This window comes from Pseudomonas sp. ADAK18, assembly GCF_012935695.1.
In the GTDB taxonomy this organism is placed as follows: domain Bacteria; phylum Pseudomonadota; class Gammaproteobacteria; order Pseudomonadales; family Pseudomonadaceae; genus Aquipseudomonas.
The window spans coordinates 2,231,089-2,257,432 of sequence record NZ_CP052859.1; the positions used below are offsets into that span (position 1 = coordinate 2,231,089).

The 26,344-nt window shown below is 60.7% G+C and carries 18 protein-coding genes; 14 read left to right on the forward strand and 4 right to left on the reverse strand.

Going from position 1 to position 26,344, the window contains the following annotated elements:
* Positions 1-87: 87 nt before the first annotated feature.
* The 9 genes from HKK55_RS10130 to HKK55_RS10170 all read left to right on the forward strand — a co-directional run bounded on the left by HKK55_RS10130 (position 88) and on the right by HKK55_RS10170 (position 14,803).
* Positions 88-2,997, forward strand: coding sequence for a TonB-dependent receptor (locus HKK55_RS10130; RefSeq protein WP_169354528.1), 2,910 nt, complete (start codon positions 88-90; stop codon positions 2,995-2,997).
* Positions 2,998-3,111: 114 nt separating this feature from the next.
* The gene (locus tag HKK55_RS10135; RefSeq protein ID WP_169354529.1) at positions 3,112-5,760 is read left to right on the forward strand and encodes a TonB-dependent receptor; all 2,649 of its coding nucleotides are present in this window, start codon (positions 3,112-3,114) and stop codon (positions 5,758-5,760) included.
* A 104-nt stretch (positions 5,761-5,864) separates the two neighbouring features.
* Positions 5,865-7,715 carry an extracellular solute-binding protein gene (locus HKK55_RS10140; RefSeq protein ID WP_169354530.1) on the forward strand — a complete coding sequence of 617 codons (1,851 nt, stop codon included), beginning with the start codon at positions 5,865-5,867 and terminating at the stop codon, positions 7,713-7,715.
* Positions 7,702-8,766, forward strand: a complete 1,065-nt coding sequence (locus HKK55_RS10145; protein WP_169354531.1) for a microcin C ABC transporter permease YejB — start codon at positions 7,702-7,704, stop codon at positions 8,764-8,766. The genes HKK55_RS10140 and HKK55_RS10145 overlap by 14 nt, the downstream gene beginning before the upstream one ends.
* On the forward strand, positions 8,766-9,788 hold the full coding sequence (locus HKK55_RS10150) for an ABC transporter permease (protein WP_169354532.1): 1,023 nt from the start codon (positions 8,766-8,768) through the stop codon (positions 9,786-9,788). Before HKK55_RS10145 ends, HKK55_RS10150 begins: the two co-directional genes overlap by 1 nt.
* Position 9,789: 1 nt before the next feature.
* Positions 9,790-11,355, forward strand: a complete 1,566-nt coding sequence (locus HKK55_RS10155; protein ID WP_169354533.1) for an ABC transporter ATP-binding protein — start codon at positions 9,790-9,792, stop codon at positions 11,353-11,355.
* A gap of 127 nt (positions 11,356-11,482) precedes the next feature.
* On the forward strand, positions 11,483-12,403 hold the full coding sequence (gene rbsK, locus HKK55_RS10160) for a ribokinase (RefSeq protein ID WP_169354534.1): 921 nt from the start codon (positions 11,483-11,485) through the stop codon (positions 12,401-12,403).
* Positions 12,404-12,431: 28 nt separating this feature from the next.
* The gene (fucP, locus tag HKK55_RS10165) at positions 12,432-13,760 is read left to right on the forward strand and encodes an L-fucose:H+ symporter permease (protein WP_169354535.1); all 1,329 of its coding nucleotides are present in this window, start codon (positions 12,432-12,434) and stop codon (positions 13,758-13,760) included.
* On the forward strand, positions 13,757-14,803 hold the full coding sequence (locus tag HKK55_RS10170) for an aldose 1-epimerase family protein (RefSeq protein WP_169354536.1): 1,047 nt from the start codon (positions 13,757-13,759) through the stop codon (positions 14,801-14,803). The genes fucP and HKK55_RS10170 overlap by 4 nt, the downstream gene beginning before the upstream one ends.
* On the opposite strand, the gene deoR is transcribed toward HKK55_RS10170, so the two are convergent.
* Complete coding sequence (deoR, locus tag HKK55_RS10175; protein ID WP_169354537.1) at positions 14,800-15,558, reverse strand: DNA-binding transcriptional repressor DeoR; 759 nt, start codon at positions 15,556-15,558, stop codon at positions 14,800-14,802. The genes HKK55_RS10170 and deoR overlap by 4 nt on opposite strands.
* Before the next feature lie 128 nt (positions 15,559-15,686).
* Between deoR and deoC the strand changes: the two genes are divergently transcribed.
* The 5 genes from deoC (at position 15,687) to HKK55_RS10200 (ending at position 20,103) form a co-directional block, all read left to right on the forward strand.
* Entirely contained in the window at positions 15,687-16,370 is a 684-nt protein-coding gene (gene deoC / locus HKK55_RS10180) for a deoxyribose-phosphate aldolase (RefSeq protein WP_169354538.1), read from the forward strand.
* A gap of 260 nt (positions 16,371-16,630) precedes the next feature.
* Complete coding sequence (locus HKK55_RS10185) at positions 16,631-17,239, forward strand: paraquat-inducible protein A (RefSeq protein WP_169354539.1); 609 nt, start codon at positions 16,631-16,633, stop codon at positions 17,237-17,239.
* Positions 17,236-17,850, forward strand: coding sequence for a paraquat-inducible protein A (locus HKK55_RS10190; RefSeq protein WP_169354540.1), 615 nt, complete (start codon positions 17,236-17,238; stop codon positions 17,848-17,850). The genes HKK55_RS10185 and HKK55_RS10190 overlap by 4 nt, the downstream gene beginning before the upstream one ends.
* Entirely contained in the window at positions 17,843-19,507 is a 1,665-nt protein-coding gene (locus HKK55_RS10195; RefSeq protein ID WP_169354541.1) for an intermembrane transport protein PqiB, read from the forward strand. Before HKK55_RS10190 ends, HKK55_RS10195 begins: the two co-directional genes overlap by 8 nt.
* 5 nt (positions 19,508-19,512) lie before the next feature.
* A complete protein-coding gene (locus tag HKK55_RS10200) occupies positions 19,513-20,103 on the forward strand; it encodes a membrane integrity-associated transporter subunit PqiC (protein WP_169354542.1) in 591 nt (196 codons plus the stop codon).
* 159 nt (positions 20,104-20,262) lie between these two features.
* On the opposite strand, the gene HKK55_RS10205 is transcribed toward HKK55_RS10200, so the two are convergent.
* The 3 genes from HKK55_RS10205 to HKK55_RS10215 form a co-directional block, all read right to left on the reverse strand.
* Complete coding sequence (locus HKK55_RS10205) at positions 20,263-23,325, reverse strand: efflux RND transporter permease subunit (RefSeq protein WP_169354543.1); 3,063 nt, start codon at positions 23,323-23,325, stop codon at positions 20,263-20,265.
* 8 nt (positions 23,326-23,333) lie between these two features.
* On the reverse strand, positions 23,334-24,446 hold the full coding sequence (locus HKK55_RS10210; protein ID WP_237151363.1) for an efflux RND transporter periplasmic adaptor subunit: 1,113 nt from the start codon (positions 24,444-24,446) through the stop codon (positions 23,334-23,336).
* A 113-nt stretch (positions 24,447-24,559) separates the two neighbouring features.
* Complete coding sequence (locus tag HKK55_RS10215; RefSeq protein WP_169354545.1) at positions 24,560-26,116, reverse strand: efflux transporter outer membrane subunit; 1,557 nt, start codon at positions 26,114-26,116, stop codon at positions 24,560-24,562.
* Positions 26,117-26,344: the final 228 nt, after the last annotated feature.

Consider the following 26,344-nt stretch of genomic DNA (forward strand, 5'->3'; position numbering starts at 1 on the left):
CATAACTTCTTGGCCTATCGGCCGCCCTATAAAAACCCGTAGGCCGCTGCTCATTCCCTGTAGACGCACTTAACAGGGAGGCTCTCGATGCACTCATTCAAACAACAACTACCCCGGCTGACGCTGGCCGCAGTCCTGGCGATGGGGATTTGCCCGCCATTGGTCCTGGCCCAGGAGCCTGCCCAAAAAGTCTTCACCTTTGATATCGCCAGCGGCCCGCTGGACGAGGTGCTGCTGGATATCTCACGCCAGACCGGGGTGATGATTTCCTTCAGCCAACCCCTGGTGCAAGGCAAGCGCAGTGGGGCCATTCGCGGTGCGCTGGACAGTCAGCAGGCAGTGGACAAGGCGCTGCTGGGCAGTGGGCTGCAAGTGGATAACAGCGAACAGGGGCTGACAGTGCGCGCGGCCCCGATCAAGAGCAATGACAGCCCGCCCGTGCAGACAAGCGCCGACTACCGCATGGAAAAAGTTACGGTGACCGGCTCGCGCATAGCCCGCGCACAATCCGACGGCGCCACCCCGGTGAACGTGATCACCCACCAAGAAATGGAAGCCAAGGGCTATCGCAACGTCTACGACGCACTGGCCAGCCAGACCCAAAACACCGGCATGAGCCAGGGCGAAGACTACGGCAACACCTGGCAACCCGCCGCCAGCGCGCTGAACTTGCGGGGCTTGGGGCCCAACCACACGTTGGTGTTGATCAATGGCCGGCGCGTGGCCGATTACCCGACGCCCTATGACGGCAAGGTCAACTTCACCAACCTGGCGAATATCCCGTCAGCGATCATCGATCGCATCGAGATTCTCAGCAGCGGGGCGTCAGCGGTCTACGGCTCGGACGCGATTGCCGGGGTGGTCAACATCATCCTTAAGAACAAGATCAGCGGCATCGACGTCAATCTCAAAGGCGGTACCACGGAGCGGGGCGGCGGTGACAATCAGCGCCTGCAACTCAGCGGTGGCGGCAGTTGGGGGGATTTTGACGGGTTGTTTGGCCTGGAGTTGACTCAACGTGACCCGATCTGGGCCAGCGATCGCGGGTTCATGAACGGCGGCGCGCCCTTGGCTGACGTGGGCTATCGTCGAGACCTGAGCAGCGGCCAGTACCTGGGGCCCGGATGCGGCGGTTATCAAGGCGTATTCGGCAATAAGCTGGTCAATGGCGGTGGCCGCTGCCGTACTGACCAAACCTACAACGACTACTGGACGATCCAGACGCAAAAGGAAAACTACGATGGCTACACCCGCGGCACCTGGCATTTCAGCGACAGCGGCCAGGTGTTCGCCGACCTGATGTACGGCCTGGACCATATCCAGAACAACACCCGCGGCCCGACGTTTACCTCGCCGGACTTTATCAATCAGAACACCGGCAAGCTGGAGCGTTGGTACCGGCGTTTTGGCGAAGAAGAAATCGGCGGGCGTAGCACCAACAACAGTAAATGGACCGACACTTCATGGACCGGCACCCTCGGCCTGTCGGACAAGATCGCCGACAGCAGTTGGAGCTACGAGTTGGCCGCCAACCGCTCGGTGTACCGCAGCGTACGTACGACCCGTTACACGCCGCAGTCGAGCATTCGTGACTTTTACCTGGGGCCGCAAGTGGGCGAGCAGGATGGCCACCCGGTGTTCGCCCCGGACGCCACGCGCCTGGACCGCGCCTTGACCCCTGAAGAGTGGCAGCAGTTTCGGACCAACCAGACCCAGACCAGCCGTTCGGTATCGCAAAACTACACGGCGTCCCTCAATGGTGAACTGTTCGACCTGCCCGCAGGACCTGTTGGGTTTGCCGGGGTACTGGAGTCGGGCAAACAGGAATACCGCGTAGACCCGGACGGCGGCCTCAATGACGGCGAGTTCTATGGCCTTGCCCCGGCGCAAAGTTCAGGCGGCTCGCGCAAGCGTTACGCCGCGGGCGGTGAGTTCAGTATTCCGGTCACCGACACCTTGCTGGCAACCACCGCCGGGCGTTGGGACCAATACAAATTCAGCGGCCGTACCGAACAACAGACCACCTATAACCTGGGCCTGGAATGGCGCCCGGTGAACAGCCTGTTGGTGCGCGGCAGCTATGGCACCAGCTTCCGCGCGCCGGACCTCAACTACATCTACCAGTCCGACAGCAACGGCTACTACCCGTCGCAAATTGACTACTACGGTTGCAGCAAGGGCGTGGACGGCGCCTGTGACAAGGGCATCGTCAACTACACCCAGAGTGGTAGCAGCGACCTCAAGTCCGAACGCGGCAAATCCTGGACCTATGGCTTCGTGTGGTCGCCCTCGCGCAATTTTGACTTCTCCGCCGATTACTGGCGCGTACAGATCGACGACTTGCTGACCAACGTCGACGAAAACCGCCTGCTGCAAGATGAAAACGCCTGCCGCAGCGGCCAGCAGGACATCAACTCGGCCAGTTGCCAGGCAACGCTTGCACGCATTGACCGTAATCCGGGGAACGCAGTGGTGGACCCCAACAAGTTGCAGCGGGTGAAGGTCAATGCGATCAACGCGGCCAGCCAGCGGGTCAGCGGGTTGGACTTCAAGAGCAATATTCGCTGGGGCGCGGGGCGTTACGGCGCCTTCAATGCAGGGTTGGGCTACACGCTGGTGCTGTCCAGTTTCTACAAGGAGTCGGACGACGCGCCGACCCAGGACTGGCGCAGTTCGCGGACTGTTTTCGACTGGCGCAGCAAGGTCAACGCCAGCTTGACCTGGGACTACGAGAAGACCACTGCGACGCTGACCGGTATCCGTTATGGCAGCGTGACCAATGCGGCGGGCGATGGGCGTTTGTCGCCGTGGACGGTGTTTAACGCCAGTGCGCGTTATCAGCTCAGTGACCGGGCAAGCGTGGGGTTGACGGTGAATAACCTGTTGAATCAGATCAAGCATGATGATTCGGCGGGGTGGCCAAATTATCCGACCGGTAACTATGACCCGTATGGGCGGCAGTGGTGGTTGGATGTGAGTTATCACTTTGGGGGGTGAGGGGGCAGTCTCAAGCAAACACATAAGCTAAGCACCCAACGGTCTAATCCCCACCCTATAAAAACCCCACCCCCAACGCACATCCCTGCATAACCACACCGCAGGGATGTCGCGATGACACGATTCAGACCACTTGAAGCACCACTGGGCATGGCCTTGTTGCTGGCCATCAACGCCATGCCTGCGTTGGCCGACGAGGCCTCCGGCACCGAGCCCCAACTACAACGAGTAGAAGTCACCGGTACTGCCATCCGCCGCGCCGATGCCGAAACGGCTGTCCCCGTGACCATTCTGCGCGTCGAGCAACTGCGCGAGCAGGGCGTCACCACCACCGAAGAGTTGATCAACCGCATTTCCGCCAACCAGTCCTCGGTTGGCTCAGGGCGCTCCGTGGGTTCCAGCAGCGGTGGCGCATCGTTTGCTGACCTGCGGGGGATCGGCGCGAACAAGACCCTGGTGCTGCTCAATGGCAGGCGTCTGGGCAACAACGCCGTCAGCAATTCCAACGGCTCCGGGGTGGACCTGAACACCATTCCATTCGCCGCGATTGATCGCGTAGAAGTCCTGCGTGACGGCGCCTCGGCGCTGTACGGCACCGACGCCATCGGCGGGGTGATCAACTTCATCACCAAGAAAAGCGTGACCGGCGGCCAGCTCTCCACCGGTTACGACACGCCTACTCACAGCGGTGGCGGTGACAGCCATAACTTCAGTGGCAGCTATGGCTTCGGCGACCTGGAAGATGACCGCTTCAACGTGTTCGGCGTGGTCAGCTACGACAAACAGACCCGCCTGGCCGCCAAGGATCGCGACTACACCTATAACTACCAGCCCAGCCGCGGCCTGGATTACACCTCGGGCACTGCTGCGCCGGCCAACTGGAGCCAGGGCAGCAACGCCACCAACCCATTGGCGGGTTCGGGCTGCAACTCACCGGGCCTGTTATCGCGCAACGGCATCTGCCGCCAGAGCCTGTGGAGCTACTTGGACCTGGTGCCGGAAACCGAAAAGACCTCGGCCTTTGCCAAAGCCACCGGCAAACTCGCTGATGATCACAACGTTAGCCTTGAGTATTTCTGGGCCCGCAACGAAAACCGCACGCAAATCGGCCCGGGCACGCTGATGGGCAATCAGGTCAACCCCGGCACGCCGTACTACCCCGGCAATGGCATCACCCCGGGACCCAGCGGTTTTGCCCTGGACCCGACACAACCGGTGGATGTGAACTGGCGCGAAACCGACGTCGGGGCACGCAAGCATGAAGACGACAACGTCAGCCAGCGCCTGTTGCTGAGTTTCGATGGCACCGCCGCCGGTTGGGACTACAACGTCGGCGCCTCGTATAACCAGAACAAAGTGGTGCAAACCATCCTCGACGGCTATGTGAACGACCAGTCCATCAGCCAGGGCATTGCCAACGGCGTGATCAACCCGTTCGGCCCGCAGACCGAAGCGGGCAGGGCGCTACTGGCATCCAGCCGTGTTGACGGTGACTACGCAACGGCCGTGGGCCGGGTCAAAGCCATCGACGGACGCGTCAGCCGGGAAATCGGCGACTGGTTTGGCGCAGGCCCATCGGCCTTGGCGCTCGGTGGTGAATACCGTAAGGAAGACTTCCACCAGGACTTCGCCCAGTTTGTCGAAACTGTACAAAGCCTGGGTGTGGACCCGAATGGCGCGGTGCACGGCGATCGCAGCGTCTCGGCGCAATACGCCGAGGTCAATGTGCCGGTACTCGACAGCTTGGAGTTGTCCGCCGCCATACGCCATGACAAGTACAGCGACTTTGGCAACACCACCAACCCGAAATACTCGTTCCGCTTCCAGCCGTTCAAAGAGCTGGTAGTGCGCGGGGCCTACAGCGAAGGTTTCCGCGCACCGTCACTGTATGAGTTGTACAACCCGACCTACACCAGCTACACCGTGGCCAATCACAACGACCCACGGCTGTGCCCCGGCGGTAACCCGGCCAATGGCGGGATCGCTAACCGAGACTGCGCCCAGCAGTTCCGCCGGCAAAGCGGCGGCAACGGCAGCCTGAGCCCGGAAACCGCGCGTAACGTCACCTTCGGCTTCGTCTATCAACCCATCGAGCGCCTGACCGCCGGGCTGGACTTCTGGTGGATCACCATCGCCAACCAGATCGCCGAGTTTCCTGAATCATCGGTATTCGAAGACCCGGACCAGTACTCCGCACGCCTGATTCGCAAGGCCGATGGTTCGATCGACCACATCGTCACCGGCCTTGCCAACCTGGGCAAAACCAAGACCAACGGCGTCGATGTCAATTTCGACTACCGCTTCCCGAGTACCACCATCGGTGATTTCGGCCTCGGCCTGCAGGGCACCTACGTCAACCAATACAAATATCAGCAAGAGCTCAAGGGCGAGTACATCGACAAGCTCGGTGATTTTCGCGGCGGTGAGTTCTCTACGGCGGGCGCCGTGGCGCGCTGGCGGCATAGCCTGACCGGCACCTGGAACTACGGCCCGTTGGGCGCGAGCCTGACCAACCGCTTCACCAGCGGTTACCACGACTCTGATCGTGACACCCACGACTCCGTCGGCTCCTACAACGTCTGGGACCTGGCCGGCACCTACACCTGGCGCAAGACCCTGGCCGTCACCCTCGGCGTGAAGAACCTGTTTGACCGCGAGCCACCGTTCAGCAACCAGACCTACACCTTCCAGAGCGGCTACGACCCGAAATACGCCGACCCGTTCGGACGGATTCTCTATACCCGGCTCAGCTACAACTTCTGATTTTAAGAAGCAATGGATCTAAGACCTGCCCTATAAAAAACGCCGACCCGCTGCACATATCCAATAAGTGCAGCGGGTCGGCGCCTTGCATGAGGATCAACCCGATGCTTCGCCGATTGACCACCCTGGCACTGTGTTTTTGGTTAAGCCCGGCCGTCTACGCCACGCCGCAACCGGCGCTGACGGTGTACGGCGATGCGCCCAAGTACGGGCCCGGCTTTGCCCACCTGGATTACGCCAACCCGAATGCCCCCAAGGGCGGCAGCCTGAGCCGCTCCTCCCTGGAAAGTGGCCAGTACGACCACATGCTCCCGTATATCGACAAGGGCACTGGCGTGGCCGAGATCGATGGCTGGCTGTACTCGCCGCTGGGCTATCGCTCATTTGACGAGCCTTACAGCGTCTATGGTCTGGTTGCCCAGCAGATGGAACTGGCGCCGGATCGTAGCTGGTTGCGCTTCTACCTCAACCCTGCGGCACGTTTTGACGACGGCAGCCCGATCACCGCCGAAGATGTGCGCTACACCTTCGAACTGTTGACGACCCAAGGCAGCCTGCAATACCGCTTGCAGTTCGCGGACGTGGCCGAGGTGGTGGTGGAGTCGCCCACGCAAGTGCGCTTCGTGTTCAAGAACAACGAGAGCCGAACCCTGCCGCTGGACCTGGCGACTTTGCCAGTGCTGCCGGAACACTGGTGGCGCACCCGCAACTTCGCCGACGGTGGCGGTTTTGAAGCGCCGCTGGGCAGCGGGCCGTATCGGATCAGCCAGGTGGATGCCGGGCGCAGCGTGCATTTCGAACGGGTCAAGGACTGGTGGGCCAAGGACCTGCCAGTCACGCGTGGCCTCTACAACTTCGATCGCTTGAGCGTCGAGTTCTTTGCCGACACCAGCGTCTCCCAGCAAGTGCTCAAGGCCGGCGCCTATGATTACAACCGCGAGTTCTCCGCCACGGCCTACACCATCGGTTATGAGGGGCCCGCATTAAACGATGGTCGCCTGGTGCGAGAACACTTGGCCCCCGGTGCGGCACGTGGTTCCCAAGGCTTCGTGTTCAACCTGAAAAAACCGCTGTTCCAGGACCGTCGGGTACGCCAGGCGATTGCCTTGCTGTGGGATTTTGAATGGAGCAATCGACAGATGATGCGCAGCATGTACCTGCGCCAACGCAGCTATTTCTCCCACAGTGAACTCTCGGCCACCCAACTGCCGGACGCCGAAGAGCTGAAAATCCTTGAGCCCTGGCGCGGCAAAATCCCCGATGAAGTCTTCACCCAGGTGTTCCAACCGCCCCATACCGATGGCAGTGGCAACATTCGCGGCCTGCAGTTGCAAGCGTTGAAGTTATTGGAAGAGGCGGGTTGGAAACCCCAGGGCGATCAGTTGGTCAACGCCCAGGGCGAAGCGCTGCACTTCACCTTTCTCAATGGCCAGAAAGGCTTCGAACGCTTGCTGCTGCCGTTCAAGCGCAACCTGGCACAGATCGGCATCGGCTTCGATATTCGCCAGGTGGACACCGCGCAATACGCCAACCGGGTGCGCAGTCGCGACTACGACATGATCGTCAACGCTTACCCGGTGTCCCAGGCACCGGGGCGCGAGATGTTCAATTATTTTGCCGGTGAAAGTGCCGACGATCCCGGCTCCAACAACTACATGACCCTGCGCGATCCCGCCGTGGATGCCTTACTCACCGGGCTGATCCAGGCTGACAGCCGCACGACGATGTTGCATTACGCCCATGCGCTGGATCGCGTATTGCAGTGGGGTTATTACTGGATTCCCAACTACTATCCGCCGGGCATTTCAACGGTCTGGTGGAACCGTTTCGGCCGCCCGAAGGTGGCGCCGCTGTACGACGCGGGCCTGGAGACGTGGTGGGAGATCAGCCCCACCGCCTTGACCCAGGGCCAACAGCAAAAACGCACCGGAGACTATTCCCATGTGGGGTTATAGCCTGCGGCGTTTGCTGCTGATTGTGCCGACCTTGTTGTGCATTTTGCTGGTCAATTTCGTGATTGTGCAGGCTGCACCGGGTGGCCCGGTGGAGCAGGCCATCGCGCGCTTGCAGGGGATTGGTGTGAGCGGTGCGGTAGGGGGCGGGCATGTCGAGACCGTGGGTGGCGAATCCCGCGCCACGCGCGGCCTGGACCCGAAACTGCTGGCTGATATCGAGCGCCAGTACGGCTTCGATAAACCCGCGGGGGAACGTCTGTGGCTGATGCTCAAGCAGTATGCGCGGCTGGATTTTGGCTCGAGTTTCTTTCGCGGTGCCAAGGTTACCGACCTGATCCTGCAAAAGTTGCCGGTGACCTTGTCACTAGGCTTATGGGCCACGCTGATCACCTACCTGGTATCGATTCCCCTGGGGATCCGCAAGGCCGTGCATAACGGCACGGCCTTCGATGTGTGGAGCAGCGCGGCGATCATCATTGGCTATGCGCTGCCGGGCTTTCTGTTTGCGCTGTTGCTGATCATCACCTTTGGCGGCGGTTCGGCCCTGGACTGGTTCCCCGTGCGTGGCCTGGTCTCGGAAAACTTCGCCCAGCTGTCGCCATGGGGCAAGGTCGCGGACTACTTCTGGCATCTGGTGTTGCCGGTCAGCGCGCTGGTGATTGGCGGGTTTGCGACCCTGACCCTGCTGACCAAAAACAGCTTCCTTGGCGAGATTTCCCGGCAGTACGTGGTAACCGCTCGTGCCAAGGGCCTTAGCGAACACCAGGTGTTGTACGGCCATGTGTTTCGCAACGCGATGCTGCTGGTGGTGGCTGGATTGCCCCAGGCGCTGGTGACGGTATTTTTCGGCGGTTCGCTGTTGATCGAGGTGATTTTCTCCCTCGACGGCTTGGGGCGCATGAGCTACGAAGCGGCCGTCGCCCGGGATTATCCGGTGGTATTTGGCTCGCTGTTCATCTTCACCCTGTTTGGCCTGCTGATAAAACTGCTGGGGGACCTGTGTTACACCCTGGTGGACCCGCGTATCGATTTCTCCCAGAGGGCTGCCTGATGTTGACCTTGTCTCCCTTGGGCCGTCGCCGCTGGGCGCGTTTCAAGACCCATCGCCGTGGCTGGTGGTCGCTGTGGCTGTTTCTCGGCGTGTTTGCCCTGAGCCTCGGCGGCGAGCTGGTGGCCAATGACAAACCGCTGCTGGTGTCGTATCAGGGCCAGTGGTTCTTTCCCGCCTTCAAGCGCTACGTCGAGCAGGACTTTGGCGGCGAGTTGCCGTTTCAACCGGATTATCGCAGTGCCCAGGTCAAGCAACTGATCGAAGGGCAGGGCGGCTGGATGCTGTTCCCGCCGATTGCTTTCGGCTTCGACACCGCCAACTTTGACCTGACGCAACCGGCGCCCAGCCCGCCAAGCGGCGAGAACTGGCTGGGTACTGATGACCAGGCTCGGGACGTGCTGGCACGGGTGATTTTCGGCACGCGTATTTCGTTGCTGTTCGCCCTCGCGTTGACGGCGCTCAGTGCCGTGATGGGTATCGCTGCCGGGGCGCTGCAAGGCTATTACGGCGGTTGGATCGACTTGCTCGGGCAGCGTTTGCTGGAGGTCTGGTCGGGGCTGCCGGTGCTGTACCTGCTGATCATTCTGTCGGGCTTTGTCGAGCCCAATTTCTGGTGGTTGCTGGGGATCATGGCGCTGTTTTCCTGGCTCAGCCTGGTGGACGTGGTACGCGCCGAGTTCCTGCGCAGCCGTGGCCTGGAGTACGTCAAGGCCGCCCGAGCGCTGGGCGTCGGCGATGGCCAGGTGATGTGGCGGCATATTCTGCCCAACGCCATGAGCGCGACGCTGACCTACTTGCCGTTCATCCTCACCGGGGCGATTGCCACCTTGTCGGCCCTGGATTTCCTTGGCTTTGGCATGCCCGCCGGCAGTGCTTCCCTGGGAGAGTTGATCAGCCAAGGGAAAAACAACCTGCAAGCGCCCTGGCTGGGGCTGACCGCGTTTTGTGTGCTGGCGTTGATTCTGTCGCTGCTGGTGTTTATCGGCGAAGCCTGCCGTGATGCTTTCGATCCGAGAACTTGAAATGACCGAGAACCTGATGGAATTGCGCAACCTGCGGGTGGCGTTCAATGGCAGTGAAGTGGTGCATGGCATCGACCTGGATATTCGTCCCGGCGAGTGCCTGGCGTTGGTGGGGGAATCCGGCTCCGGTAAATCGGTGACGGCCCATAGCATTCTGCAATTACTTGAACCGTCCACCAGCTGCATCCGGGGCAGTATTCGCTATGCCGGCGAGGAACTGCTGGGTGCGTCGCCCCAGCGTCTGCGGCAACTGCGGGGCAACCGCATTGCGATGATCTTCCAGGAGCCGATGAACTCCCTCAACCCGCTGCACACGGTCGAGCGGCAACTCGGCGAGACCCTGGCCGTACACAAGGGACTGGCGGGCGAAGCAGCGCGGCGGCGGATTATCGAGCTGCTGGACCTGGTGGGGATTGCCCAGGGCAAAAACCGCTTGCAGGCCTATCCACACCAACTGTCCGGTGGGCAACGCCAGCGAGTGATGATCGCCATGGCCCTGGCCTGTGAACCGCAGTTGCTGATCGCCGACGAGCCCACCACCGCGCTGGATGTGACGGTGCAGCGCAAGATCCTGGTGCTGCTCAAACACCTGCAACTGCGTTTGGGCATGGCGTTGCTGATCATTAGCCATGACCTGAACCTGGTTCGTAGCATCGCTCAACGGGTGGCGGTGATGCGGGGCGGGGTGATTGTGGAGCAAGCGGCTTGTGAGCAATTGTTCACTGCACCGCAACATCCTTACAGCATCGAGTTGCTTAACGCCGAGCCGGGGGGCTGCGCGGTACCCGAGGGTGACGGCGAGACCTTGCTGACGGTCAGGGACTTGAGCGTACGCTTTGCCCTCAAGGGCAGTTGGTTGCGCACCTCGTATCTGCAGGCGGTAAAACGTGTGGATTTCAGCCTGCAACGGGGCAAGACCTTGGGCATTGTCGGCGAGTCGGGCTCCGGCAAATCGACCCTTGGCCAGGCGATCCTGCGGTTGCTGGATGCCCGGGGCAGCATCGAGTTTCAGGGGCAGGCGCTGGAACGACTGAGTGGCAAGGCGTTGCGACCGCTGCGCAAGCGCATGCAGGTGGTGTTCCAGGATCCGTTCGGCAGCCTCAGCCCACGCTTGAGTGTGGAGCAGATCATCGCCGAAGGCTTGCAGGTGCACAGCGATTTGAATGCGCAACAGCGTGAGCACGCCGTGATCGAAGTGCTGGGAGAGGTGGGCCTTGATCCAGCGACCCGACATCGCTACCCCCACGAGTTTTCCGGCGGGCAGCGCCAACGTATTGCCATCGCCAGGGCGCTGGTGCTCAAACCGGAACTGATCCTGCTGGATGAGCCCACCTCGGCCTTGGACCGCACCGTGCAGCGGCAGATCGTCGACTTGTTGCGTCGCTTGCAGGCGCAATACGGCCTGACGTATCTGTTTATCAGCCACGACCTGGCGGTGGTCCGCGCACTGGCCCATGACTTGATCGTGCTCAAGGATGGCCAGGTGGTGGAGCAGGGGGCTGCGAACACTGTGTTTGAGTCCCCCCAGCATCCGTATACCCAAGAGTTGCTGACGGCTTCTTTCTAACGCCGGCTACAGCCTTTGATCAGTGCTCATCAAAAATAGATTGAATAATCACACCTAATGTTATTTAAATAACAAAACAACAGCGTCACGGCCTGCCTGGTCGTGCTCGCAACAAGGTGGGATAGCAATGAGCAAGATCGCAGTCATCGGCAGCAATATGGTGGATCTGATCACCTACATTGACCGCATGCCAGCCCAGGGCGAGACCCTGGAGGCACCGGGGTTTGCCCTCGGTTGTGGCGGCAAGGGCGCCAACCAGGCAGTGGCCGCCGCCAAGTTGGGGGCCGATGTGCTGATGCTCAGCAAAGTCGGCGATGACATGTTTGCCGACAACACCTTGGCCAATTTCCAGCGGTTTGGCATCGATACCCGCTATGTGCAGCGGGTACCGGGTGTCTCCAGCGGCGTGGCGCCGATCTTCGTCCAGGCCGATTCCCACAACAGTATTCTGATCGTCAAAGGCGCCAACGCCCATTTGCTGCCGGCGGATATCGACGCGGCGGCCGCCGACCTGCGCGATTGCTCGCTGATTGTGCTGCAGTTGGAAATCAACCTGGCTACGGTCTACTACGCCATCGAGTTTGGCCGACAGCACGGCATTCCCGTCCTGCTCAATCCGGCACCGGCGTTGGCGGGCTTGAGTGCCGAACATTTGGCACAGCTGGATTTCCTGGTGCCCAACGAGTCGGAACTGGCGCTGATTACCGGGCAGAACGTCGACTCGCCAGACTCGGCCCGCGCGGCGGCCCGAACCTTGGTGGCCAGCGGTATTCGCCACGTCATTGTCACCCTCGGCCAGGAAGGCGCGCTGTACGTAGGGGAGGAGGGTGAGTTCCAGGTCAATGGCCTACGCGTTGCGGCCCGGGATACCACAGGCGCCGGGGATGCCTTCATCGGTTGCTTTATCCAGCACTGGAACCACGACGGTGATATTCGCCGGGCAATGGAGCAGGCCGTGGCCTATTCCGCCTGTTCGGTCACGGCCCTTGGCACCCAGACGTCCTACCCCGATCGCAAGGCCTTCGCGCGCTTCCAGCAACAGCGGTAACACCCTCAACCCAGCCCGGAGAACAATAATGAACAAACCTGCGCTGCAACAGACACCCGATGGTTTTTACCTGAACCGCACGCCCTGGTTCGCTTTTATCCTGTTGTGCAGCATTTTTGCGTTGTGGGCGGCGGCGGCGAGCATGAACGACGTGCTGATTGCTCACTTCAAGAAGGCCTTCCTGCTCAGCGATTTCCAGACGGCATTCGTGCAGTCGGCGTTCTACCTGGGCTACTTTTTCGTGGCGATTCCGGCGGCAATGGTGGTGCGGAGGTTCAGCTATAAAAGCACCATCCTGATCGGCTTGTTGTTGTACATGCTGGGTTGCCTGTTGTTCTTCCCGGCGGCGTCGACGGCCAAGTACGGCATGTTCCTGCTGGCGCTGTTTGTGATCGCTGCCGGCCTGTCGTTCCTGGAAACCGCCTGCAATACCTATTCGACCTTAATGGGCCCACGGGAAACCGGGACTCGGCGCTTGAACATCTCCCAAACCTTTCACCCGTTTGGTGCCATGGCCGGTGTGTACGTCGGCAGCTTTGTGATGTTCAAGGACACCGACGCCACCACCGATCAACTCAAGCAGATGAGTGTTTCGGATGCAGCAATCCAACAACTGCAAATGATCCAGTCCACGCTGTTGCCGTACAAATGGATGATTGCGGTGCTGGTGCTGATGTTCATCCTGATTGCCTTCACCCGTTTCCCCGCTTGCAAAGGCAACCAGAAACCCGATGGCAAGCGTAGCAGCGTGCGCCAGAGTCTTGGCCGGTTGTGGCGTAACCCGCGTTTCACTTTTGGCGTGTTGGCGCAGTTTCTCTACGTCGGTGCCCAAGTGGGCGTGTGGAGCTTCACTATTCGCCTGGCGATGCAAATGGGCGGCATGAACGAGCGCAGTGCCTCGTGGTTCCTGTTGACTACGTTTGCCGCGTACTTCGTCGGCAAGATGATTGCCAACCTGCTGATGCGCCGGCTGCATCCGGCCAAGGTCCTGGCGATCTACGGCGTGCTGTGCATTGTGCTGCTGGCTTATACGATCCTGGTGCCGAACATCTCGGCGGTGTATGCGGCGGTGGGCGTGAGCATTTTCCTCGGCCCGTGCTGGCCGACTATCTATGGCCTGACCATCGACGGTTTGGGTGAAGACACCGGTGTCGGCGGTTCGCTGCTGGTGATGAGCATTGTCGGCGGCGGAGTGATCCCGATCTTCCAGGGCCTGCTGTCGGATGCCAGCGGCGGCAATATGCAACTGGCTTACAGCGTACCGTTGCTGTGCTTTATCGTGATTGTGATGTATGCCCTCAAGTGCCTGCGCCAGTCGGACAAACTGCCGGCAGGTGCCGCGGCGGTGGCCTCATGAGTACGCGTATTCCGCTGTATCGAGCGCTGTTTGGCGAGCAGGAAAAGACCTTGCTGCAGTCAGCAGATTTCAAGGTCAGCGCTTGGGCCTATCCGTCCGGCGTCCTGGCCCTGAGCCTGGAAAACAGCCGGGGACGGTTGGTGGTGTTGCCGTATCAGGGGCAGATGATCTGGTCGGCCGTGTTCGATGGCTGTGATCTGACCATGACCAACTTGTTCGACCAGCCTCGGCCGAGCCCCACGGTGATCGGCACGTATGGCTGCTTCATGTTCCACAGTGGCTTGCTGCGCAACGGCTGTCCGGCGCCGACGGATGATCACGCCTTGCATGGTGAGATGCCGTGCGCCCCGATGGACACGGCCTGGCTGGAAATCGACGACGGCTGGCTGCGCCTGGGTGGCGAGTATGAATACGCCCAGGGCTTCGGTGATCGCTACCGGGCTCGCCCCAGCGTCACCTTGCGGGCCGGCTCGGCGCTGTTCGATATCTCCATGGACGTGACCAATCTGGCCGGCAAACCCATGGAGCTGATGTACATGGCCCATATGAACTACGCCTACGTCGACGGCGGGCGGTTCGTCGAACCACTAGGCATGGAGCGCCTGCGCTTGCGCAGCAGCGTGCCGGATCACGTCAAGCCGACGCCGGACTGGAGCGCCTATATGGTGCAATTGGCCGAGCATCCGCAGCAGTTGGCGCAACTGGATCAGTCTGGGCTGTATGACCCAGAGATTGTGTTTTTCTTCGATGGTGTGGGCACCGATGCCCTGGGACAGGCGCATTTTCTGCTGGATCATCCCGGCGGCGCCGCGTTCTACACGCGCTATCGACCTGAACAGTTCGAACATGCGGCGCGCTGGGTTCTGCATAACCCGGATCAACAAGTGGCGGCGTTTGTCCTGCCGTCTACCTGTGAACCGGAGGGTTACAACGCCGAGAAAGCCAAGGGCAATGTGCGTTCCCTGGCGCCCGGGGCCAGTGCTGCTTTCAGCGTGACCACCGGCTACCTGAGCGCCAAAGAGCGGCACGTACTGCTGGGTTAAATCAGTAACTGCGCGCCGCTGGCTTCGATGGCATCTTTATAGTTACGGGGGATTTTCTTGTCGCTGACCACGTACTGGAAGTCTTCCAGCGTGGCGAAGTGAGCCGTGCGCACGGTGTCGAACTTGCTGAAGTCGGCCAGCAACACCCGCTGCTGGGCCTGGCGCAGGACCTTTTGCTTGACCTGCACTTCGTTGAAGTTAAAACAGGTCACGCCGAATTCCTGGCTGACTCCTGCGGCGGAAACAAAGGCCCAGGTCAGCCGTACATTGTCGAGGATGCTGCTTTCGGCGGTGCTATCGAACACTTGGTTCTGGCGATGAAAGGTGCCGCCACACATGACGATGTGGCAATTGGGTTTGTTGTACAGCTTGAGCAGCACGTTCAGCGAGCTGCACACCGCAGTGAACTCCAGCTCATCAGGCAGGAAATCAATGACAAAGGGCGTGGTGGTGCCGCAGTCGAAAAACACCGTGTCACCGGGCTGGATCAGCCGGGCGGCCAGTTTGCCGATACGGCGTTTTTCCTCGACATGACGGGTGTCCTGGTCGGCCACGCGGTAGTCACCGGCATCACTGCCAACCCGAGTGATATAGCCGCCCAACAACCGCAGATGATCGCTGAAGTGGTTCAGGTCGCGGCGCAGGGTCATCTCGGAAACATCCAGCAGGGCCGCCATTTCCCGCAGGTGGATGGCGTCCTGGTCCTGCAGGGCTTGCTGGATAAGCTTGAGTCGCTCGGCTTTTTTACTGTCCACAGGCATTCCAGGGCTTGATTATTGGTGTTGTATAAGTAACATTATATGTGAATATTGTAACGTATTTGTGCGATCACCCGATACGGCGTCGCATGATCATTGGCAACATACAGGCAAGGGCACGCTAAATGAAGAATCTTCAACCTGCAGCATTGGCCAGCTACATCGATCACACCTTGTTGGCGCCAGATGCCTCCCGGCAGCAGATTCGCACGTTGTGTGAAGAGGCCCAGGAACATGGGTTTTATTCGGTGTGCCTGAACTCGGCGCAGGTGCCTTATGCCGCTTCATGCTTGAGCGGTGATGCGGTGGTGATTTGCGCGGTAGTTGGCTTTCCACTGGGCGCCGGCTTGAGCGACACCAAGGCCTTTGAAGCCCAACGCGCGATAGCCTCCGGGGCAGGGGAGATCGACATGGTGCTCAATATTGGCTGGTTGAAAGAAGGTTTGCTGGACCTGGTACGTGACGATATTGCCCAGGTGCATCAGGCGTGTGGCGCGGTGCCCTTGAAGGTGATTCTGGAAACCTGCCTGCTTACCGATGAGCAGAAGATCCAGGCCTGTGAAATCTGCCGGGAATTGGGGGTGGCGTTCGTCAAGACCTCTACCGGATTCAGCCGCAGCGGTGCGACGGTTGAGGATGTGGCGTTGATGCGCAAAGTCGTGGGCGAGGGGGTTGGGGTCAAGGCATCGGGTGGGGTGCGGGATTATCCGACGGCGGTGGCAATGATCGAGGCCGGTGCTACGCGGCTGGGTAGCAGTTCGGGGGTTGCGATTGTGGCGGGGAATGCTGCGGCGGGCAGCGGGTACTGAGGTCAGTTAAGAACGAACACTGGCCCTGTGGCGAGGGGGCTTGCCCCCGTGGGGTGGCGAAGCCGCCCTAAAACTGTTATCTCGGTCTATCTGAAAAACTCGGCGATCTTATTAGGGCCGCTGCGCAGCTCAACGGGGGCAAGCCCCCTCGCCACAGGTCAGTGCGCGGCTCGTGTCGTTACCGTCATATCTGGTAGCATGCCTGCGACCTATTCGCATGTTACTTGCTTACTTCGACACGATCCGCGCAAAAGAGCCTCATGAATAAACCTGACTGGATCATCTGCGAGCACTGCGACTCCGTCTACCAGCCCACGCCGCTGGTGCGTGGGCAAAAGTCTTTTTGCCTGCGTTGTGGTGCTGTCCTCGATCGCGGCGGGCAGTTGAGCACCCAACAACTGCTGGCGCTTTCCATTTGCGCCGCGATTGTCTTCTGTTTCGCCAACGCGTTCCCGGTGATGTCCATCAGCCTGCAAGGCCTGGGCAATGAGGCCACGTTGTGGCAGTCGGTGGAAGCGCTTGCCCAGGGGCGTATCAGTGTCATCGCCGCCGTGGCTGGCCTGACCATCATCCTGGCGCCGATGCTGCAAATCATCCTGTTGTGTTGGGTACTGAGCTTTGCGGTGGCGGGCGTCGCCGCACCCGGCTTCAAGGCCTGCATGCGCGCGTTGGAGCATCTGCGGCCCTGGAGCATGCTGGAGGTCTGCCTATTGGGCATCCTGGTGGCGATCATCAAGCTGGGAGGGATGCTCGATGTGCACCCTGGCCTGGGCCTGTGGGCACTGGCGATGCTGACGGTGCTGATCATCATCATTTCCGGCAAAGGCATTCGCCGCCTCTGGCACGACCTTGAAGGGGTCATCCCGTGAGCCTGCCGCCTTATGCCCGCGACCTCCAGCTGACGCTGTGCCATACCTGCGGCCAGGCCTGTGCCGAGGACGTCCACAACTGCCCACGCTGCAACTCAGCGGTGCACCGGCGCAAGCCGGAAAGCCTGGCGCGTACCTGGGCGTTGCTGCTGGCCAGCCTGATTTTCTATATCCCCGCTAATCTGCTACCTGTGATGTATACCGACATGTTCGGCAGTGGCAGTGAAAACACCATCATGAGTGGGGTGGTCGAGTTTTGGGAAAGCGGCTCCTGGGATATCGCCCTGTTGATTTTTATCGCCAGCATCGCGGTGCCGTGCCTGAAGTTTCTGGTGCTGGGCACGTTGCTGGTGACGTGCCAGATGCGCAGCCGGTGGGCCATGCGCGAGCGCTCCAAGCTTTACCGTCTGATCGAGGTGATCGGCTACTGGTCGATGCTGGATGTACTGGTGGTAGCACTGATCGCCGCCCTGGTGCAGTTCCGTTCGCTGAGCAGTATCGAGCCGCGCCTGGGTATCCTGTTTTTTGGTTTGGTTGTGGTACTGACGATGTTGGCTGCCATGAGTTTTGATCCCCGGCTTATCTGGGATGCAGAGGTTGAAGATGCCTGATCACCCACGTTCCACCCCCACACCTTCGAACCCCGAGGTCCGGAGCCGACGCTTCAACGTTTCGCTGGTCTGGCTGGTGCCGATCGTGGCAGCCCTGATCGGCCTGTCGATGGTGGTGCACAAGGCCATGTCGGTGGGTCCGCAGATCGTCGTCACCTTCCTTACCGCCGAAGGACTTGAGGCGAACAAAACTCAGGTCAAGTACAAGAACGTGGTGATCGGCAAGGTCACCTCGATCGCCTTGAGCGACGACCGTGCCCATATCGACGCGACTATCGAACTCGATCAGTCAGCCGCGGCGTTCACTAAGCGCGACACGCGTTTCTGGGTGGTGCGCCCACGCATCGGTGCCGGCGGCGTATCGGGGGTCGATACGCTATTGTCAGGCGCGTTCATCGGCGCAGATCCAGGTGAGGCAAAGGACACCGAAGACAACTTCGTTGGCCTGGAGAATCCTCCGGCTATTACCTATGGGCAGAAGGGCAAACGCTTCACCCTGCACACCGCTGACCTGGGCTCGCTCGACATCGGCTCTGCGGTCTACTACCGGCGCATTCAGGTCGGGCAGGTGGTGTCCTATCAGTTAGCCGCCGACGGCAAGGGCGTGGACGTCGACATCTTCGTCAATGCCCCCAACGATCAGTATGTGCGCAAGGACAGCCGGTTCTGGAACGCCAGCGGTGTGGACGTCAGCCTCGGCGCCAACGGCTTGAAGGTGAACACCCAGTCGGTGGCTTCCATCCTGGCGGGTGGCGTTGCCTTTATCGAGCCTAACTACAGCGTCGACAAATCCCTGGCCGATGAGCGCGCGGAGTTCACCCTGTTCGATGACTTGGAAACCGCATTGGCGCGGCCTGACGGCCAGGGCCGTTATGTGCAGATGCGCTTCGACCAGTCTCTGCGCGGTCTTACCGTGAACTCGGCAGTCGAATTCCTAGGTGTAAACGTTGGCCGCGTGGTCTCGGTGGACCTGGATTACGACGCCAAGGCTGAGACCTTTCCCACGGTAATCGGGGCCGTCATCTATCCCAACCGCCTGGGTAAGGCACACGACAAGCTGGCCCTGATGGGCGATGACGATGAAGCCAAAGGTGTGCACCTGATGGAGCAGATGGTCAAGCACGGCCTACGCGCTCAGGCCCGCAGTGCGAACCTGCTGACGGGGCAGTTGTACATTTCGATGAACTTTGTGCCCAACGCCAAGCCAGTCACCTTCGACTCGACCGCACGGCCCATGCTCATTCCCACGGTGCCCGGCAGCCTGGACAAGGCGCAGGAGCAGTTGCAGGCCTTCGTCGACAAGCTCAGCAAGATCCCGATCGACCAGATTGCCGACAACCTCAACGGCAGCCTCGGCCAACTGAACAAGACCTTGGCGAACGTCAACGGCCAGGTGCTGCCAGAGATGCGTGACACCCTGGTGCAAACGCGCAAGACCCTGGCCACGGCCAACGACAGCTTTGCCGAAGATTCGCCACAGCGCCAACAGTTGGGCCAGGCCATGGATGAAGTGCAGCGCACGGCACGCTCGGTGCGCGTGCTCACCGACTTCCTCGGACGCCACCCGGAAGCTTTGATTCGTGGCCGTCTCAAGGACGGTAAGCCGGACGCCTACCAGCCGACGCCTTCAACCTCTCGTGAAATTGAACAGGAATGACCGCCATGACCTTTCGTTCCCTGGCCTTGCTGGCCACCTTGGGCCTGGCGGCCTGCAGCTCGGCGCCGACCCATTACTACACCCTGGTGCCCACGGCGCCTGAACAACGGCAAAATGTCGCGGCGCCAGCCTTCCAGTTCGAGATGCTGGGCGTGCGCATGCCGGTGCAGGTCGACCAGCCACAGATGGTGGTGCGTCAGAGCAACGGCGGGCTGATGATTCTGGAGACCGAACGCTGGGGTGCGCCCCTCGCTGATGAGTTCCACGACGCCCTGGCCGGGCAGTTGGAGTTGAAGTTGGGCACACGCAATCTGGCGGGTCTGCCCAAGGCCGCCGACAAGCCGGTGGTGTCGCTGCAGACCGACGTGCGTCGCTTTGACTCGTTGCCGGGGCAATACGCCTTGATCGATGTGGTGTGGAGTTTGAGCCAGCGCAGCGAGGGTCAGAAGCGCCGTAACCTGACGTGCTCCAGCGTGATTCACGAGCCGGCGGGGGTGAGCATGGATGCCCTGGTGCTGGCGCATCAGAAAGCCATTGGCCAATTGGCCAGCCAGATTGCTCGGGCGGCCAATAGCTGGGCTTGCCCGGCTGCGTGACACCACCAACCTGTGGCGAGGGGGCTTGCCCCCGTTGGGCTGCGTAGCGGCCCTAAAATCGGTTATCTCGGTCCATCTGAAAAAACTCAGTGATCTTATTGGGGCCGCTTCGCAGCCCAACGGGGGCAAGCCCCCTCGCCACAACTCCATCTCTAACTGTTATCTTGCAGGCTGCTCGCCAAGCAGCGGCTGTTCTTGCTCCTTGTGGTGAGTCTCGCCAATAAACATGTACATGGCCGGCACCATGAATAGCGTCAGCAGGGTGCCGATAGACAAACCGGCGAAGATCACCAACCCCATGTCATGACGCCCCGCAGCACCGGCACCGCTAGCCCAAACCAGTGGCACCACGCCCAGGACCATGGCGGCGGTGGTCATCAGAATCGGTCGTAGACGCACCGCCGCAGCTTCTTCAATGGCTTCACGCTTGCTGTGACCTGCACGCTGCAGTTCGTTGGCGAACTGGACGATCAAAATCCCGTGCTTGGTAATCAGCCCGAGCAACGTCACCAGCCCCACTTGCGTGTACACGTTGATGGACGCGAACCCCATGGTGATGAAGGCCAGCGCGCCAAAGAGCGCCGGGGGCACTGAGAACAGGATCACCACCGGGTCTCGGAAGCTCTCGAACTGGAAGGCCAGCGCCAGGTAGACAATAAGGATCGAGAACAGGAGCAGGCCAACGAACCCGCCCGACTCTTGCATAAACTGACGCGACTCTCCCGAGAAATCCGAGGTGTATCCCGAAGGGGCGACCTTATTCAGAATCGCCTCCAGTTTCGCCAGCAACTCGCCTTGGGCCACGCCGCTGACACCCGACAGGGTGGCCGAGTTAAGTTGCTGGAAGTGGTTGATCGACTCCGGCTGGGTAGAGGTCTCGATATGCGCCACCGTGCGTGCGGGAATCATCGCGCCTGAGGGGGTGCGAATGTAGTAGTCGAGTATTTGCTCCGGGTTGAGACGGTCAACCTGCAGCACCTGGGGAATTACTTTGTAGGAGCGCCCGGCCGTCGAGAAGTAGTTCACGTAGTTGCCGCCGAGCGCCGCTGACAGGGCCGCGCCGACGTCTGCCTGGGTCATGCCCAGCGCCGCGATGTTCTCCCGGTCAACCACTAACTTGGCTTGCGGTTTGTCGAGTTTCAAATCCATGTCGGAGAACCAGAACAGCTGTTGCTTTTGCGCCTCGGCCATCACGGCCTGGGCGACATCATTCAAGTTGTCGATTGAATCGGTGGTGGTAATCACAAACTGCACCGGCAGGCCTTGTGCCCCCGGCAACGAGGGCAGCGGAAAGGCTGCGATCGTCGCGCCGGGCACCTGGTTCCATTGCTGCTGGAGCTGCTTGATCAGGTCGGCTTGCGACCGGCTCCGATCGCCCCACGACTTGAGTAGCACCCCACCCAGGCCCTGGTTGAGTGCCGGCAACCCCGTCAATTGGAACATCTGTGCGTATTCAGGTTCTTTTTTGGCGATCTGGAAGGCCTGGTCGGCGATCCGTTCCATCTGCTGGGGCGAGGCCGTCGGTGGGCCTTTGATCTGCATGAACACCAGGCCCTGGTCCTCGGTCGGCGACAGCTCGCTTTTGGCGGTCATGCCGCTGGCAGCCACCAACAGGAACAGGATAAAGCCGAAGGTCACCAGCACCGGCCAGACGTTCAAGCCCGCGGACAACACCCGATGGTAACGGCCGCGCAACCAGTCGAAATACTGGTCGAGCCGACGCGCGAAGCGGCCTTCTTCCTGGCCTGACTTGAACAGCTTCGAGGTCATCATCGGTGAAAGGGTCAGCGCCACGACGGCCGATACGGTCACCGCACCGGCCAACGAGAAACAGAACTCCTTGAATAGCGCACCCGTGAGGCCGCTGCGTAATCCGATGGGCACGTAGGCGGCAATCAGCACCACGGTCATTGCGATGATCGGACCGCCCAATTCCCGCGCCGCGATCAGTGCGGCCTCCAGCACGCCTTTGCCTTCTTCCTTGATATGCCGGTCGACGTTTTCGACCACAATAATCGCATCGTCAACCACCAGCCCAATCGCCAACACCAGTGCCAGCAGGGTCAGCAGGTTGATGGAGTAGCCGAGCAAATACATGATGAAGAATGTTCCGACCAACGACAGCGGGATCGCCACCAAGGGCACAATCACCGCCCGGAACGAGCCGAGGAACAGGTAGATGACCACCGAGACGATCACCATGGCTTCTACCAGGGTCTTCACCACCTCGTAAATCGAGGTATTGATGAACTCGGTGGAGTCGTAGACGATCTCGCCGCGAACACCCGCCGGCAGTTGGGATTGCAGCTCGGGGAAGGCTTTGCGTACATTATCGGCGACGGTCAGGATGTTGGCATTGGGGGCCGCCTTGATCCCGATGAACACCGAGCGCTTGCCGGAGAACGCCACGCTGCTGTCGTAGCTTTCCGCACCCAGGGTGACCGTCGCCACATCCTCCAGGTACACCAGCGCATCGCCTTTCTGCTTGATCACCAGCCGCTTGAATTCATCCACCGTGTGCAAGTCGGTGCCGGCGGTCAAATCCACCGTGACCGTTTGCCCTCGGGTCGAGCCGACCGCAGACAGGTAGTTGTTATTGGCCAGCGCCGTGGAAACGTCCTGCGCCGAGACGTTATGCGCCGCCAACTTGTCCGGATCCAGCCAGGCACGCAGCGCGAACTGGCGCCCGCCGAGAATCTCGGCGGTTTGCACGCCCTGGATCGAATCCAGCTTGGGCTTGACCACCCGCACGAGGTAGTCGGTGATGTTGTTGGTGGGCAGTGTGTCGCTGTAGAAACCCAGGTACATGGCGTCCGTGGTTTGACCGACCGCTACCGTCAGGACCGGCTCCTGGGTTTGTGCCGGCAACTGGTTCTTGACTGAGTTGACCTGGGTATTGATCTCGGTCAGCGCCTTGCTGGCGTCGTAGTTGAGTCGCAGCGTCGCGGTAATGGTCGACACGCTGGTGATGCTTGAGGACGACAGGTAGTCGATGCCTTGCGCCTGGGCGATGGCCGACTCCAGCGGCTGGGTGATAAAACCGGCGACGGTGGACGCGTCTGCACCGTAGTAGGTGGTGGTGATGGTGACGACCGTGTTTTCAGTGCGTGGCCATTGGTTGACCGGCAATTCGAAGATCGAGCGCAGCCCCAGGATCAAGATGAACAGCGAGACGACGATGGCCCAGACCGGTCGCTGGATGAAGGTATCGGTAAGTTTCATGAGACACCTTAGTGTTCTTGGGGAGTCGGCGCGGCGTCGTTCAGGGGCGCGGCACGGTTATCAATCTGCACCGGCGAGCCGTTCTTGAGCTTCATCTGCCCACTGGTGATCACTTGGTCGCCTTCCTTGACGCCAGACAGAATCGCGACCTGGTCACCCCGGGTCGGCCCGGTCTTGATGAACGTTTGCGCCGCCGTCAGTACGTCTTCACCTTTGTCGTTCTTCGTCGTCGTAGCGATGAATACGGTGGTCCCGTATGGGTTGTAGGTGACCGATGTCTGTGGAACGGTGAGGTAGCGCTGCGTCGCGCCAGACTGCACCACGGCGCGGGCAAACATGCCCGGCACCAGGCTCTGCTTGGGATTCTCGACGGTGGCTTCTACCGTGACGTTGCGCGTGGTCGAGTCGAATTGGGTATCGACGGTAGTGATCTTGCCGGCAAAGGTCTGATTGGACAGGCCGTCCGCCGTCACGGAGACCGCCTGCCCGATGCTGATCGCCTCCAGTTGGGTTTGCGGCACAGTGAAGTCGATATAGATCGGGTCGAAAGTTTGCAGCGTGGCGATTTTGTCACCGGGGTTGAGGTATTGGCCGGGGTTGACGCTGGTAATCCCGATGCGCCCGGCAAATGGTGCCCGAATGGCCTTTTTCTCCACCAGCGCCCGCTGTTGCTCTGCGGCCGCGAGTTTGGCTTTCAAGTCTGCGCTGTCGGTATCCACTTGTGCTTGCGACACGGCGTTCACCGCCAATTGCGCCTTGTCGCGCTTGAGGACGATGACGGCCAAGTCAGCCGTAGCCTCAAGCGAATGCAGCTGGGCGATGTCCGAGTCGGCATTCAACTGGACGAGGAGGGCTTGAGCCGGGACCTGCTGCCCAGGCTTGAAGCCCAGCGTGCGGACGATGCCGCCCACCTCCGTGGTGACGTCGACCCCGCGCACCGCTTTTATCGAACCCACGGCGGAGACACTCGGTTGCCAGTCGGCGAACTGCGCTGGCATGGCGGTGACCACGGCGGCGGGCAGGGGGATTTTGGATTGTGCGATCAACGCCGAGATCTGGGTGAACTTGACCCCGACGATGATCGCGACGATCACCAGCACCACCACGATCATCAGGATCATCGGCCGCCACAGGCGCCGCTTGCGCGGGCTGCCAGGCGCAGTCGGCTGTGGGGGCAGGGGAGAGTCGGTGTTGACGTCAGCCATGGGTGTTCTCACTGTTGAAAGGGTTCAAGTCAGTTGAACTGCGGCGTATCGGCAGAGGCATCTTTTCTGTTGGCCGGCATGACCTCCTGCCAGGAGGGCAGGCCAAAGCGGTCAGGCTTGCCCGCCGTGGCGGGATCAACATCGGCTCGGTTCCACCAACCGCCGCCCAACGCCTGGAAGAGCGCTGCGGTATCGCTGTAACGGGCGGCCTGGGCCTGGACGCGTGTGACCACGGTGTTTTGATAGGTTTGTTGGGCCGTGAGCAGATTGATGTACGCCACCGCACCGAGGCGGAACTGCGACTGCACCAGAGCCAGGCTCGCTTGAGCAGAACGTTCGGCGGCCACCTGCTGATTGAGCGCATCAGCATCGGCTTCCAGCGCCCGGAGCGCGTTGGCCACATCCTGGAAGGCGGCTATTACGGTACTGCGGTAACGGGCAGCCGACTCGTCATAGGCAGCCACGGCGGCGCGTTTGCGATGCTCGAGTGCCCCGGCGTCAAAGATGGGCTGGGTGATCGAGCCGGCAAGGCTCCAGACCCCGCTGCCAGATGAAAACAGCTTGGTCCCGCTCGCGACCGTGGAGCCCAGGGAGCCGGTGATGCTGAATTGCGGTAACTGATTGGCGATGGCCACCCCAATGTTCGCGCTGGCTTGATGCAATTGCGCCTGCGCGGAACGCACATCAGGGCGCTGGCCCACGATTGCCGAGGGCAGGCTGACCGGCAATTCCTGCGGCAAATGCAGGGAGGCCAGAACGAAACGTTCGCCCTGATCCTGATTGGGAAACCGGCCGAGGTAGGCCATCAACTGGTTACGGGTCTGTGCCAGCTGTTTTTGCAGGGGCGGCAAGCTCGCGCGGGTTTGTGCCAGGGCCGTTTCTTGTGTGAGCACATTGGTGTCGCCAATGGCACCCAGTCGCCGCTGGGCTTGTAGAACGTCAAGTTGGTCGCTCTGCAGGCGAATGATTTCCTCGGTGGCCGCCACTTGATCGCGCACCGACGCCAGGCTCACGGCGGTATTGACCACATTCGAGGTCAGCGTGAGGTAAGTGGCCTCCAGCTGGAAGCGCTCGTACTCGGCCTGTGCCGTGGATGATTCGATCTGGCGACGGGTGCCCCCGAACACGTCCGGAGCGTAGGAAACGCTCAGCGACGCTGAGTTGACGGTCAGAATCGGTGACGACGCAGTGCCTGTAGAGACCCCGGATACCTTCTCCCGGGTTTTCGACGCCGAGCCGCTCACCGAAGGAAACAGCGAGGCCTGGTCGGCATACACCAGTTCGTTGGCCTGACGCAGCGCCGCTTGGGCCGCGCTCACATCCGGGTTGGCCCGCAACGCCTCTTCGACCAATGCATTCAGCGCGGGTGAGCGGAACAGCGTCCACCATTGCCCGGGAATATCCATGCCGGCGACCAGCTTCTGCGCCGCGCCGCCTGCGGCCACATCCGCCGAAGCTGTGGTAGGCAGTTTTTCCTGAGAGTAGTCGGCACCGGCAGGAACATCGGGGCGGGTAAAGTTCGGCCCAACGGTACAACCAGCGAGTACAGCGAGGCACAGTAGGCTGACCGGCAAATGCTCTTTCATATTTACTCTAATTAATCAGTTAGTTAACTTCTTTGTTGAGTAGTGAAAGCAGGGAGCATTGGCCGGTCCTCCGTAAAGGGAGGAAATGGCAGCTGGGTTCTAGCCGGATGGATGCGTGGATTGAACGTTAATTCATGAGTTGGTTTACCGCCAATAGAGGAAATGTTGTCTGGCGGAGCTTTTGCTAGGCTTCGCACTATGCTGCTCTCTTTCAAACGTCCAGTGAGA

Excerpts from the sequence above, each read along its gene's own strand:
- HKK55_RS10130 (WP_169354528.1), top strand. The coding sequence starts at position 88 with ATGCACTCATTCAAACAACAACTACCCCGGCTGACGCTGGCCGCAGTC.
- HKK55_RS10170 (WP_169354536.1), top strand. The coding sequence starts at position 13,757 with ATGAGTACGCGTATTCCGCTGTATCGAGCGCTGTTTGGCGAGCAGGAA.
- fucP (WP_169354535.1), top strand. The coding sequence starts at position 12,432 with ATGAACAAACCTGCGCTGCAACAGACACCCGATGGTTTTTACCTGAAC.
- HKK55_RS10195 (WP_169354541.1), top strand. The coding sequence starts at position 17,843 with ATGCCTGATCACCCACGTTCCACCCCCACACCTTCGAACCCCGAGGTC.
- HKK55_RS10155 (WP_169354533.1), top strand. The coding sequence starts at position 9,790 with ATGACCGAGAACCTGATGGAATTGCGCAACCTGCGGGTGGCGTTCAAT.
- HKK55_RS10145 (WP_169354531.1), top strand. The coding sequence starts at position 7,702 with ATGTGGGGTTATAGCCTGCGGCGTTTGCTGCTGATTGTGCCGACCTTG.
- HKK55_RS10135 (WP_169354529.1), top strand. The coding sequence starts at position 3,112 with ATGACACGATTCAGACCACTTGAAGCACCACTGGGCATGGCCTTGTTG.
- HKK55_RS10210 (WP_237151363.1), bottom strand. The coding sequence starts at position 24,446 with ATGATCCTGATGATCGTGGTGGTGCTGGTGATCGTCGCGATCATCGTC.
- HKK55_RS10185 (WP_169354539.1), top strand. The coding sequence starts at position 16,631 with ATGAATAAACCTGACTGGATCATCTGCGAGCACTGCGACTCCGTCTAC.
- deoC (WP_169354538.1), top strand. The coding sequence starts at position 15,687 with ATGAAGAATCTTCAACCTGCAGCATTGGCCAGCTACATCGATCACACC.
- HKK55_RS10200 (WP_169354542.1), top strand. The coding sequence starts at position 19,513 with ATGACCTTTCGTTCCCTGGCCTTGCTGGCCACCTTGGGCCTGGCGGCC.
- HKK55_RS10215 (WP_169354545.1), bottom strand. The coding sequence starts at position 26,116 with ATGAAAGAGCATTTGCCGGTCAGCCTACTGTGCCTCGCTGTACTCGCT.
- rbsK (WP_169354534.1), top strand. The coding sequence starts at position 11,483 with ATGAGCAAGATCGCAGTCATCGGCAGCAATATGGTGGATCTGATCACC.
- HKK55_RS10150 (WP_169354532.1), top strand. The coding sequence starts at position 8,766 with ATGTTGACCTTGTCTCCCTTGGGCCGTCGCCGCTGGGCGCGTTTCAAG.
- HKK55_RS10205 (WP_169354543.1), bottom strand. The coding sequence starts at position 23,325 with ATGAAACTTACCGATACCTTCATCCAGCGACCGGTCTGGGCCATCGTC.
- HKK55_RS10140 (WP_169354530.1), top strand. The coding sequence starts at position 5,865 with ATGCTTCGCCGATTGACCACCCTGGCACTGTGTTTTTGGTTAAGCCCG.